Below are 11,162 nucleotides of genomic sequence, written 5' to 3' on the forward strand. Positions count from 1 at the left end.
GCAAAAGCTACGCAACCGTCCTGCCTGCCTCAAGACAAGTTCTTCTGACAAGACCGTTCCGTCAATTCCGCTGAATGACTGCTCTGCGGACAAAGTAGATTTTCGCCGCAGTGTCGATCTGTGTCTGCATTCGGGTGGAAGCAAAAAAGAGAGTAGGCCGTCATTCACGGCCCCCTATCATTCATTCCGCAGCTTCAGGTATCGGCGATTGACCATCCGGAACAGGTTCGGCTTTTAGGATCGGAAGGCGGCACTGCGTGCATCTTTCAAGCTCAAAACCGTCTTGCCCCTGAATGCGGTTCGGGGGATGCGTTAGCACCAACCGAGTCGTAGTTTGCTCATGTGCCGTTTGCCAAATCGGCGACGTATAACGAAAACACTGCTCGGCACCAAACCAGCCTAAGGTCTGACTTTGGTTCGGAGCCACCCTCCGAACCACCTTAAGGCTAAAAACACTTGTTTAAACCGGAAGCAAGATTGATGGCGCACTCAGCCTCCCGGGAGCGCTCCCGCCACCCACATCTCTGCAAAAGAACGCACCGCACAATGCGGTTCTTCCGACAAAGTAAAGCGGAAGATATTTGATCCAGCGCCGGCTCCCCTGCGTATCGCCCCGGCGTAACACCGTTAAAGCTTCAGGAGGGTTTTATGTTCGATGCAAAGCGGTTTCGGCTGGACGGTCAGGTGGCACTTGTCACCGGCGCTGGAGCAGGAATTGGTCGAGGCGTGGCGCGGCTTTTTGCCGGGGCCGGCGCTGCGGTCGTAGTGAGTGATCTCAAAGCCGAGACCGCGCAGGCAGTTGCAGATGACATCAATGCCGCGGGCGGGAAAGCTGCTGCGCTGGCCTGCAATGTGAAGGTCGAAGACGACCTTCAAGCGGCGGTGGACTTGGCTGTAACGCAGTTCGGCGGATTGTCCATTCTGGTAAACAATGCCGGGGGCGGAGGGCCCAAGCCGTTTGACATGCCGATGGATGACTTCCGTTGGGCCTATGAGTTGAACGTGTTTTCACTGTTTCGGTTGACGCAGTTGGCTGCTCCGCACATGCAAAAAGCCGGCGGCGGCGCAGTCCTGAATATCTCGTCGATGGCTGGCGAGAACAAGAACCAGCGCATGGCGTCTTACGGTTCATCCAAGGCGGCTGTGAACCATCTAACCCGCAACGTGGCCTTCGATCTGGGGCCGATGGGTGTGCGGGTGAACGCCATTGCACCTGGTGCGATCAAAACCGACGCGCTGGCTTCGGTGCTGAATGACGACATCGAGAAGGCAATGCTGAAGCATACTCCTCTCGGGCGGTTGGGCGAGCCCGACGACATCGCTTATGCCGCGCTTTTCCTTTGTGCACCTGCATCAGCATGGATCAGCGGTCAGGTGCTGACCGTTTCGGGCGGCGGCGTGCAGGAACTGGACTAACGGTTTTTCAACCCATTCCAAGATAGGGCATGACATATGAGCTTTGACGCTTTTGCAGAATTTCGCATGGACGGACATTCCGTCCTGATCACCGGTGGTGCGCAGAATATCGGCGCGGGCATCGCCAAGACTCTTTCCGGGGCGGGAGCCAAGGTGATGATTGCCGACCTTAACGGCGACATGGCCGCGGAAACCGCCGCAACGATTTCCGAGGAAACCGGTAACGCGTGTCTCGGAATGGCTTGTGACGTGACCGACGCGGATCAGATCAACGCCGTTGTGGCAGCAACTGCGGACGCCTTTGGCGGCATCTCGACACTTGTCAACAACGTGGGCTGGGGCGGTCGTCAACCCGATCCAGCGGCGATCCCCGAAGAAGAGTTCATCAACTCCTACAAACTCAACACGATCAGCGCCTACCGTATGAGCATGGCCTGCCTGCCGTATCTCGAGAAGGCCGAGAACGGGTCGATCACCAACTCAGGATCGTTTTCCTCGGCCGTACCGGCCTATGACATCCTGCCCTATGGCACGGCCAAAGCGGCCCTTAACCAGATGATGGTGTCGTTGGCACACATGCTGAACAAGCGGGTGCGCGTGAATTCGGTGCTGATCGGCACGGTGATGACAGCCGGCTATGGCGATGCGGGCATCTCTCCTGAAATGCAGGAAAAACTGGCCCATCCCGACAACCTGACCGGACGGCCAGGCCGCCCGCAAGACATTGCCAACGCGATGCTGTTCCTGTGTTCGCCGGCAGCGGGTTGGGTCAGCGGGCAAACGATCAATGTGCATGGCGGCGGCGCCGTTGTGCGCTTGTTCGGAAGCTGAGGGCCGCGCCGTGAAACTTCTGTCTTTGCGCTTGGTAGGAGCGTCAATCATCACGGCCACTCTTGCGATTGCTTCCCCTTGGGTTTCGGCACAGGAAGCAGCACAGCCGGACAAAGGCGCGCCTGTGACCAACGATCAAATTTTCATGATGATGTTTGCCGATCAGGGTCGATCGGTCGGGTTCCAGAGCATGTTGATTGCCATTCACCTGGAAACGCTTAAGGCACAGGTGGACCGGGACGCGGCCATATTGGCGCGAAATCTGGAACTGTTTGAGCGCAGCGCCATTTCCGAGCTTGAGTTGGAGATCTCGCAACTGAAGGATGCCTGGAACCGGTTGCAGTTGGTTGTTGCCGAGAAGAACCTGACCACGGTGGCGGCGCAGGTGGCGGCGTTGCAGTTGATCGGGGATCATTTCGCGGGCAAGTCGGTGCCGCTCGACGATCTTTATTCCGCCTATCTGGAAGGCTGGAACGCGGGTTGCGACAAGGGACCTGCTGAGGTGCGGGCGAACGAAGCTTGGATGGCCTATGCGGAGAAGGCACTGCAACGTGCGCGTGAACTGAACAGCCGAGGAAACCTCTCTGATGCCACCTTGCTGCAGCGAGAGGTCGACTTGCGCATTGCCCGGTCGAATTACGAGAACCGGGCAAGCCGCCTCGATCGTTGCCGCCAGGTGTTCTTCCCCAGTCTTGAAGAGGTCGCGCGGCAGGGCCAGTGAGGTTGCTTGCACGCGAACCCGAACAAATGGAGCGTTACAAGATGACCAGATCGAGCGAGCTGCCGATGGCGTCGGATCAAATACTGCGTGGGGCAATTCTGTCCGGCCTGATCAATGCAGTTATCAATGGCATCATTCAGTATTTCATCTTGCGCGGGACGGCGCCGATCCCGCTCACTTTGGATTCAATCAGTGGCGGCAGTCACTCGGTTCTGGGTGGCGCGGTTTTACTGGCGGTTTCGCTCGCGATGATCCTGACTGCTGTGGCCCATGTCACGGTTAAGGGCCCCAAGAAGCCGTTTGTGCCGACCACATTGAGGCTGGTGTTCAAACACGGGCTGGTCGCCTTTGGCACGGTGGTCGCCCTGGCGGTGCTATGGCAGTGGGCATTCGGGACGGTCGAAGTGGGTCTGGTGTTTGCGGTGATCCTGCTGGGGTTGATCGCGGGCGTGGTCGCGGCCGCAGTGAATTATCTGACGATCGTTGAGGTAACCGGGGGCGGCGGTGCATAGTGTGGCTTGGTTGGGTGCAAGCAAGTTGCTTGCATCCGAAGTCAGATGTGCAGGCGATTGTTGATGAAACTTGGCAAAGAAATATCGTCTGATCGACCTGGTTTGATGGCTCGAGACTAAGGTTTAAAATCTGCACTTTGCCTTCTCAGTAAACGGAAATTATCGTCCCCGAATGTCGAATGCTGCGCCTTTAGCCAGTGAGCAGAACGGGCTCGGTGCTGTCGTTCGCTGTGATCTGTCCGAGGGACTGCTATGCGGACTTTATTGCCATTGGATCAAAGTCGGCTATGCGGACAAAGCAGACATTGGAAGATTGCTCTCGCGACCCACAAGTCAACTATTGTCGGAGTTCATCTTGCGATAGTCAGAGGGCGTCAGTCCCGTCACCTTCCTAAATGCGCGGCTGAAATTATTTGCGGTTTCATATCCTAGCATGGAGGAGATACTGGAGACTGTCTCGCGCGTATCTGTGAGGAGTTCCTCGGCCCTTGCTACCCTGACATCGTTGACGATTTCGCGAAAACGAACCCCTTCGGTTGCTAACTTCCGTTGTAGTGTGCGAACGCCAAGATCGAGCGAACGCGCGGTGGCATCAATCGACATTTCCTCCCGATGAAGTTGTTGCCAAACCACTTCCTCGACTTGTCCTCTAAGTGTTTGAGGTGGGCCGCCCAATCGTTCGCGAGAAATATCTCCGACGGTTGTCGAGCCGCCGGTAAGTTTTTTGGGCGTGGTTTCGGCTCGCAAAGCCGATGCATCAAAATCAACCCCAAGCCGGGAGGCGTTCCAGATTACAGGACAAGCGTAGGTGTCTTCTGCCTCGACAAATCCAGGAACCTTCGGGAAGTCCAAGAGCACGGCAGATGGCTTCCAGTCGCTTCCTAAATACGCGCGGAATATGCTCAAAAAAACCCCAACGGCCGAGAAGCCGATGTCCGGATACGCGAAATGCGAGCGAAGTCCAAAACGATAACAGTAGCGCGCGCTTGTGCCCGAAGTTTCAAGCCACGCGCGATCCGTAGACGAATGAAATGGCATGACGGCAGAAGCTCGTATTAGCGCTGCCCCCAGCGTTGGAGCAGAAAGAACGTAACTCCCCCAGGCGCCGTAGTCAGCGACAGTGAGATACGGTGACCACAACAATCCGATGTTTTGTTGTCCCGTGGATCGTGCGGCTTCGTGCACAAAGGTCGCCAAGGCATGCTCCGAGATGTAACCGCCTCTTTCCTCAATGAAGTGAACAGGAAGATCGGCAGAGTCAAAAGCACGCAACAAGCGTCTTTCCCCAGCGGCCTCAAGCACAAACTGGGGCATCGCGCCCAAGGCCTTAGCCGAAATCATCGGTGGTAGGTTCAATCCGTCAACCCGCTTGTTCGCCCGCGTGTCGTGAAATGATACGCATCGGCTGAACGGATGTGCAAGCTTTCCCTAAACAGCAGGGAGCATTGCAATATGAAAATACTTCGGCCATTACACGGCGGTTTTTCGATGCATTTTTTGGGAATGGTGCTCGGCGCAGGTATTTCTGCTTCACCAGTTTTCTCCCAGTCCTTCAACGACACGGGCGACATCCTTGCACGATCAGCCGAGGTCGAGGACATCGAGTACAAGATTATGGTGCAGCGTGCCACCCAGACGGCCATCTGGGGAATGCCTGCCGCCGGTATGATCGATTTCCTCAAGGGCATTCGCCGCGACCTCGGTGGCGACTACAATGACATCATTTATCTCAACAAGCCGTTCGACTCCAAACATGGGTTTCTTACGGCCAACGATGTTACGGCCTATGCTTGGGCTTCAATGACCTCCGAACCCGGTCCCCTTGTCATTGAAGTGCCCGCTGCCACCGACAAGGTGAACTACTTCGGTACAATCGTGAATGCTTGGGATGTTCCTATTGTGGACGTAGGTCCCGATGGTTTCGATGAAGGTGCCGGCGGCAAGTACCTCATGCTACCCCCAGGCTACGAAGGGGAAATGTCGCTGGAGGAATTAACTGAAGCGGGATACCTTCCCTTTGAAACAGATACCTACGAATATGGCTTTTCGTTCCGGCCAAAACTGACGAATGGCGGAACGGACACCGATGCGGCCGAGTACGCTCAGACGATCAAAGTGTACTACCTGTCTGAGGCTGACAATCCACCACCCAACAACTATCTCGAAGCGTCAGAAGTGCCGTACGACTCGCTTCCATACTACAACGAGACCTTCTTTCAGGACTTGAATGATTACGTTCAAAACAACCCCGTCAGACAACAAGACAAGGTCATGGTAAATTTCCTGAAGGATCTCGGGATCGAAAAGGGAAAACCTTTCGAACCATCGGAAATTCAGTTGAAAGCAATGAATGAGGGTTTGTTGTTGGCGTATGCCTCTATGCAGAACTACTTTGTTACGCCCGGCAAAGCCATGATACCGCTCTGGGTCGACGATAGCGGCGAGATGAAAAGCCAGTGGCTGATATGGGACTTTGCCGAAGGTCAACCCGAGGCAGGCTTCCCGTATGAGACTGAGACAGAGGTACTTGTGGATGCGCGTGCGGGCGGCAGCTACTTCTGGATCACGTACCTGCCGAAACAACTCGGTGGCGGTACCTTTTATCTGACGGGCCTTCGCGACAGCGACGGCGACATGTACGACCACAATCAGACTTACAGACTTAACGTGCCAGCAGACACACCTGCCGACGATTTCTGGTCCGTGATTGTTTATTCGATGGAGACCAAGAGCTTCATCCGGAACGTTGATCCAGTGGGTCTGTCCGAGCGCGACACAGACTCTATGCAAGCCGATGAAGACGGTTCTTACGACATCTTTTTTGGACCGGAGGCACCGGAAGGCAAGGAAAGCAACTGGATACCAACCACAGAGCCGTACTTCCTTTTGTTCCGTCTATATGGGCCGCAAGACGGATGGTTGGAAAGTGGCTGGATGCTGGGCGATCTAGAAAAAGTAAACTGATCAAAACAAACAAAAATTCCCAATGGAGTGAACAATGAAAACAAAGTCGTTAGCCGTGCTGACCGCCCTGGTACTCGCATCGCAATCTCCAGCCCAAGAGTACAAGGCTGAAGTTCCGGATAGCATAATCGTACCGGATCAGGTGGAGACACGATTTGGAACGTTGGAATATTTTGACGGCTTGCCGACGCCGGATACAGCTAAGCTGTCGTATAACGCATTAAATTTCATGCGTGGCATGCAGGTATTCATGGATGGAATGCCTGCAGCCTCAACATATGCAATGTGTCACGGGCTCGAAGAGGGCGCTGGCGTTGATCCGATGAAGATCGGGATCTTTGAAGACCTGTATAACGCCCGTTCGCTTCTTCTCACGCCGAACACCACGACAATCTACATTCTTAACTGTACGGACCTGTCCGAAGGGCCAGTGGTTTACGACGTGCCGCCGGGCATGCTGGGGTTCGTGAACGATGCCTATATGCGTTATGTCACTGACATCGGGAACGCTGGGCCTGACGCTGGCGAGGGTGGGAAGTTCTTGATCGTTCCGCCCGACTATGAAGGTGAGTTGCCGGACGACGGTTACTATATTGTGAAGCCGCCAAGCTATCGGAACTGGTTTCTGTTGCGTGCGTTTTATGGGGAAGACGGCGTTGGAGCCGCAGTGGATCGTGTGAAGGAAACTCTTCGTGTTTACCGGTGGGAAGACCGCGACGCGCCGCCCGATCAGGAATTTGTGAACCTGACTGATCTTCAGTTCAACACGATACACGCCAATGACTTTTCCTTCTTTGAAGAGATGAAGGCCGTTGTAGACAACGAAGCGGAAGGAGCACTTCCCGATGAATTGATGGGAGCAATGTTCTCGCTGGGTATCCGAAAAGGTGAACCATTTGAACCCGATGACGAACTGAGGCTGCTGCTCACAGAGGCAGTCGCATTGGGCACGGCGGCGGCTAAGTCGTTGAATTTTGCTCCTCGCTCGCGTGCGCCATTCTACTATGACGAAGGGTATTGGAAGACGGCGTTCGTCGGTGGCAATCATGAGTTCCAGGCGGGGGACGTGAAAATCCTCGATGCGCGGACCCTGTTCCACTACTACGCGACTGGCATTACGCCTGCCATGGTTGCACAAAAGGTTGGTGTCGGGTCGCAATATGCGCTGGCAAACCGGGACAGTGACGGGAACTACTTCGATGGGAGCAACACCTATTCCGTCACCATCCCGCCAAATCCGCCCGCGCAGGATTACTGGTCTTTCGTCGTTTACGACACCCAAACCCGTTCACTGCTCGAAACTGATCAGAAACTCGCAGGGGTCGACAGCAACCAAGCTACATTGGAAGCGAATGAAGACGGAAGTTACACTGTCTGGTTCGCGCCTGAAGCGCCTGAAGGCAAAGAGGGCAACTGGATACAGACGATGCCGGGCAAATCTTGGTCGACCGTACTGCGATTGTATGGCCCTCTCGAGCCTTGGTTCGACGGATCGTGGCGCCCGGGCGAGATCGAACTTATGGAGTGATAGACTGTCAATTTAGCGCCCTAACAGTTCGCTATCGAGAACGAGATGTCGTGCCATGTGAGTGCGCATCCCGAACAACGCGACAACAACCAGGGGAGGGCGGCAACTACCTCGTAGTGCCGCCCTTCTGTTTGTCTGCTATCGCGCTAAATTGTAGCGTGTCATCGACATTGTGGTTGCATCGATCATGCTCATGAATCGTTCAGCAGCGGGTGCTGATGCAAAGCTATCCATGGACGCTTGGGCGTCTTCGGCACTTTCCCAGTTAACTACCACTGCCCATTTGCCATCTGTGAATGCAGCTTGGCGCGAGACAAAGCCTGGTTGTTTGCTGACATGCTCATCTTCGATGACTTTATCAACAGGTTCGAACTCTTGCGGTGTAACGCCTTCAGCAAGGTCCATCGTCACAATTTCAATGACGCCGACGTCTTGTGCCATTGCGTTACCTCCTACGAGCATTATCAGGGTGATCAAGAACGCTTTCATGATGGCACCCGATCAAAACTTTCCATTGTCGTGGGCCATCTCGGACGGGATGTCCGCGATTACGTCCCAATGCTCAACGATCTTGCCGTCTTCGACGCGGAACAGGTCATAGAAGGCAGTCGGCTTGTCGGCAAACGTGCCCTCGGAGGCGGTGAAGACAAAGTTGCCCTCGGCCACAACAATGTGGACGTCCGTGTAGATCATCTGGATGCCTTGCTCGGCCATGCCTGCAAGAGCCGCACCCAAACCGTCCAGACCGTCAGCAATGTTGCTGTTGTGCTGTATGTAGGTCTCCGTCGACAGAAATTCGGTTATCCGGTCAACGTCGCCAACCTTCAGGATGGTGTGCACAAAGTCTGTGACCAGCGCCTTGTTCTCAGCGGTCTTATCCAGATCGGTTATCTCAGTTGGACCATCGGTCTGAGTATGACCCGACGGGTTCGGCGGTGTGATTGGTGTCAGGTTGTCCCAGTGTTCTGCAACCTTTCCGTCCTCGACGCGGAAGACATCAAAGCCAACCAAGGTGTCTGCACCAAACGCCTGGGCGTTGTTGTAGGTGGTATGCAGGACGACGATATCGCCCTCCGTGATGACCCGGTGGATGTCCACCTCGATCCCGCTTTCCTTAAGACCGGGGATAAACCCCAGGATTGGAGCGGCACCTGTGGGTACAGCAGGGTTGTGCTGAATGTAGTCATTTGCCAGCAGTTGTTCGGCTGCGGTTGCGTCGAAGTTGACGAAAATGGCGGCTACAGCCTCCAATACGAGCTCTTTAGGTGTCATTGTTGTTGTCCTCTCTTGGTTTGATTTGACGATATTCACGCGGCGCAGGCTTGCGCCGAGTTGATCGTGAATTCAGTGCCCCACGGGTCGACCTTGCGGCCGGGCGTGAGAGTTTTGGGGTCTGCCAACAGCTCAACACTTGTGAGACCAGTGGCCCCAGCAGAGCGCGAGCCTGCTCCCTTGGATTGCCAAGCGTTTGTAGCTAGGTGGTGATGGTAGCCACCGGACCCGTACCAGCGGGCTGAGGGCAGCTCAAAGGTCTGAACCATACTCAGTTCGTCAGTAACGAATTTCGCTGCTTTGCTGACATCACCGACACGTAAATGAACGTGTCCGATGACTGTGCCTTGTGGTGCGCCTTGCCACTGTGTGGCATCTTCTGTGAGTGATTTCAGATCGAGCGGGTGCGTTGTCATGTGGACGGTATCGCCCTCGCGTTTCCACATTTTGCGAGGCAGGTCACGATAGATTTCGATGCCGTTTCCTTCGGGATCGTTCAGATAAAGCGCCTCGCTGACACCGTGGTGGGATGCCCCGTCCAGGCGAACACCGCGCTCATCCGCGTAGATCAGCCATGCGCCGAGGTCTTGTTTGGAAGGCAACAGAAATGCCGTGTGAAACAGCCCCGCCTCTTTAGGAAAGGGTTTGGCGTTTCGGTCCTGGCGCAGCTCGATCAGCGTTCCAGCCTCGGTGCCGAGGTAGGCGCTTTCACCGTCGCGTTCGATCAGGCCGAGGCCAATCACGTCTTCATAGAAGGTGGCGGTCTTATCCAGATCGCGCACCGTCAGGGCGACCTGACCTATTGAGATGGGGGCGTCTGACGCTGCCATGTTCTTTTCTCCTGCGATTAAGCTTGAGAGGAACTTAGCGATGGTCTTTTCTCCATAAAATGGCGATAAGAGCGAGTGTGTATCGCGCAAATGGAGACAATTCTATGGACCGGATCGACGGGATGCAGAGCTTCGTGGCTGTTGTGGAATCCGGTTCTTTTGCCGCCGCCGGACAACGGCTTGGCATTTCAAACAAGCTGGTCAGCAAGCGTGTCGCACAGCTCGAAAACATGGTTGGGCTGAATCTTCTCCATCGCACCACCAGGTCTATGTCGCTGACCCACGAGGGGGAGCGATATCTGGAAGGAGCGCGACGAGTGCTGGCTGAGATGGAGCAGTTGGAGACTGAGTTTGACGCTTCAGAGGGCTTGAAGGGCATCGTTCGTGTGGCCGCGCCCCTTACCTATGGCGACACGGCGGTGGCTAAAGCAGCAAGCCGCTTCGTAGAGCAACACCCGAACGTCACGGTCGAATTGGACTTGTCGGATCATTATGCCGATCTGGCCAAGGGCGGTTTCGATATCGCAATACGGATCGGCGCGCTCAGTGACTCCAGTTTGGTCGTTCGCAAGCTTGGTGAAACGCATATGAAAGTCGTCGCGACCCCTTCCTACCTTGAAGAACATGGCGCACCTTCACATCCTGCGGAACTCTCGGACCACATTTGCATTCGAGATGCGAACAACCCGGATCCAAACCGCTGGCCCTTCCAGATCGAAGGGCAAACCGTGCAGGTGCCTGTCTCTGGCCCATTTCTCGCAAACAGTCCTCCCGCCTGCCTCGTTCCGACGCGCGCAGGGAGCGGCATCTTCATATGCCCAGATGTGTTTTTGGGGGACGACCTTGAAACCGGACGTCTTGTGCAACTCTTTCCGGAGTTCCATTCCCGCACTTTGCCGATCCAAAGCGTGCAGTTGCCTTCGGCCTTTCGAAAGCCGCGTGTTAAGTCCTTTGTCGAGTTTATGCGTGAAGAGATTCGAGCGTAGGAAGTCCAAAGCAGTCACTCGCGCTATGCGCAGCATTTGGTAGGTATGGGCTCAAAGCCGTCATCCGACGGCATTAGCGATTAGACCGGTTTGTGGTTGCGA

11 protein-coding genes are annotated in these 11,162 nt (G+C 55.3%); 7 read left to right on the forward strand and 4 right to left on the reverse strand.

Going from position 1 to position 11,162, the window contains the following annotated elements; translation table 11 throughout:
* The first annotated feature begins 648 nt into the window (after positions 1-648).
* Genes hdhA through GOV90_RS20960 form a run of 4 tightly spaced genes read left to right on the forward strand, consistent with a single transcriptional unit; the run spans position 649 to position 3,480 of the window.
* On the forward strand, positions 649-1,416 hold the full coding sequence (hdhA, locus tag GOV90_RS20945) for a 7-alpha-hydroxysteroid dehydrogenase (RefSeq protein ID WP_171096787.1): 768 nt from the start codon (positions 649-651) through the stop codon (positions 1,414-1,416).
* 36 nt (positions 1,417-1,452) lie between these two features.
* Complete coding sequence (locus GOV90_RS20950; RefSeq protein ID WP_171096788.1) at positions 1,453-2,247, forward strand: SDR family oxidoreductase; 795 nt, start codon at positions 1,453-1,455, stop codon at positions 2,245-2,247.
* Between the two features lie 10 nt (positions 2,248-2,257).
* Positions 2,258-2,968: a hypothetical protein gene (locus tag GOV90_RS20955; RefSeq protein WP_171096789.1), complete on the forward strand. Its 711-nt coding sequence runs from the start codon at positions 2,258-2,260 to the stop codon at positions 2,966-2,968.
* 41 nt (positions 2,969-3,009) lie between these two features.
* Positions 3,010-3,480, forward strand: coding sequence for a hypothetical protein (locus GOV90_RS20960; RefSeq protein ID WP_216602383.1), 471 nt, complete (start codon positions 3,010-3,012; stop codon positions 3,478-3,480).
* Between the two features lie 333 nt (positions 3,481-3,813).
* Here the strand turns inward: GOV90_RS20960 and GOV90_RS20965 are convergent, their stop codons facing one another.
* Positions 3,814-4,836 (reverse strand): AraC family transcriptional regulator, encoded by a 1,023-nt coding sequence (locus tag GOV90_RS20965; RefSeq protein WP_170469388.1) that lies wholly within the window; start codon positions 4,834-4,836, stop codon positions 3,814-3,816.
* A 96-nt stretch (positions 4,837-4,932) separates the two neighbouring features.
* On the opposite strand from GOV90_RS20965, the gene GOV90_RS20970 reads away from it, so the two are divergent.
* Together GOV90_RS20970 and GOV90_RS20975 are read left to right on the forward strand one after the other, a co-directional pair.
* Positions 4,933-6,444 carry a DUF1214 domain-containing protein gene (locus tag GOV90_RS20970; RefSeq protein ID WP_214648678.1) on the forward strand — a complete coding sequence of 504 codons (1,512 nt, stop codon included), beginning with the start codon at positions 4,933-4,935 and terminating at the stop codon, positions 6,442-6,444.
* A 34-nt stretch (positions 6,445-6,478) separates the two neighbouring features.
* A complete protein-coding gene (locus GOV90_RS20975; protein WP_170380003.1) occupies positions 6,479-7,972 on the forward strand; it encodes a DUF1254 domain-containing protein in 1,494 nt (497 codons plus the stop codon).
* Between the two features lie 138 nt (positions 7,973-8,110).
* On the opposite strand, the gene GOV90_RS20980 is transcribed toward GOV90_RS20975, so the two are convergent.
* Genes GOV90_RS20980 through GOV90_RS20990 form a run of 3 tightly spaced genes read right to left on the reverse strand, consistent with a single transcriptional unit; the run spans position 8,111 to position 10,074 of the window.
* Positions 8,111-8,413 (reverse strand): hypothetical protein, encoded by a 303-nt coding sequence (locus GOV90_RS20980; RefSeq protein WP_214648679.1) that lies wholly within the window; start codon positions 8,411-8,413, stop codon positions 8,111-8,113.
* A 60-nt stretch (positions 8,414-8,473) separates the two neighbouring features.
* Positions 8,474-9,244, reverse strand: coding sequence for a nuclear transport factor 2 family protein (locus GOV90_RS20985; protein ID WP_171096790.1), 771 nt, complete (start codon positions 9,242-9,244; stop codon positions 8,474-8,476).
* 35 nt (positions 9,245-9,279) lie between these two features.
* A complete protein-coding gene (locus GOV90_RS20990) occupies positions 9,280-10,074 on the reverse strand; it encodes a VOC family protein (protein ID WP_171096791.1) in 795 nt (264 codons plus the stop codon).
* 104 nt (positions 10,075-10,178) lie between these two features.
* Between GOV90_RS20990 and GOV90_RS20995 the strand changes: the two genes are divergently transcribed.
* Positions 10,179-11,060: a LysR family transcriptional regulator gene (locus GOV90_RS20995; protein ID WP_170379999.1), complete on the forward strand. Its 882-nt coding sequence runs from the start codon at positions 10,179-10,181 to the stop codon at positions 11,058-11,060.
* Positions 11,061-11,162: the final 102 nt, after the last annotated feature.

It is taken from the genome of Ruegeria sp. HKCCA5929 (assembly GCF_013034525.1).
In the GTDB taxonomy this organism is placed as follows: Bacteria; Pseudomonadota; Alphaproteobacteria; order Rhodobacterales; family Rhodobacteraceae; genus Ruegeria.

Bases quoted from the DNA above. Each gene is read 5' to 3' on its own strand.
- hdhA (WP_171096787.1), top strand. From the start codon at position 649: ATGTTCGATGCAAAGCGGTTTCGGCTGGACGGTCAGGTGGCACTTGTC.
- GOV90_RS20980 (WP_214648679.1), bottom strand. From the start codon at position 8,413: ATGGCACAAGACGTCGGCGTCATTGAAATTGTGACGATGGACCTTGCT.
- GOV90_RS20960 (WP_216602383.1), top strand. From the start codon at position 3,010: ATGACCAGATCGAGCGAGCTGCCGATGGCGTCGGATCAAATACTGCGT.
- GOV90_RS20995 (WP_170379999.1), top strand. From the start codon at position 10,179: ATGGACCGGATCGACGGGATGCAGAGCTTCGTGGCTGTTGTGGAATCC.
- GOV90_RS20985 (WP_171096790.1), bottom strand. From the start codon at position 9,244: ATGACACCTAAAGAGCTCGTATTGGAGGCTGTAGCCGCCATTTTCGTC.
- GOV90_RS20970 (WP_214648678.1), top strand. From the start codon at position 4,933: ATGAAAATACTTCGGCCATTACACGGCGGTTTTTCGATGCATTTTTTG.
- GOV90_RS20950 (WP_171096788.1), top strand. From the start codon at position 1,453: ATGAGCTTTGACGCTTTTGCAGAATTTCGCATGGACGGACATTCCGTC.
- GOV90_RS20990 (WP_171096791.1), bottom strand. From the start codon at position 10,074: ATGGCAGCGTCAGACGCCCCCATCTCAATAGGTCAGGTCGCCCTGACG.
- GOV90_RS20975 (WP_170380003.1), top strand. From the start codon at position 6,479: ATGAAAACAAAGTCGTTAGCCGTGCTGACCGCCCTGGTACTCGCATCG.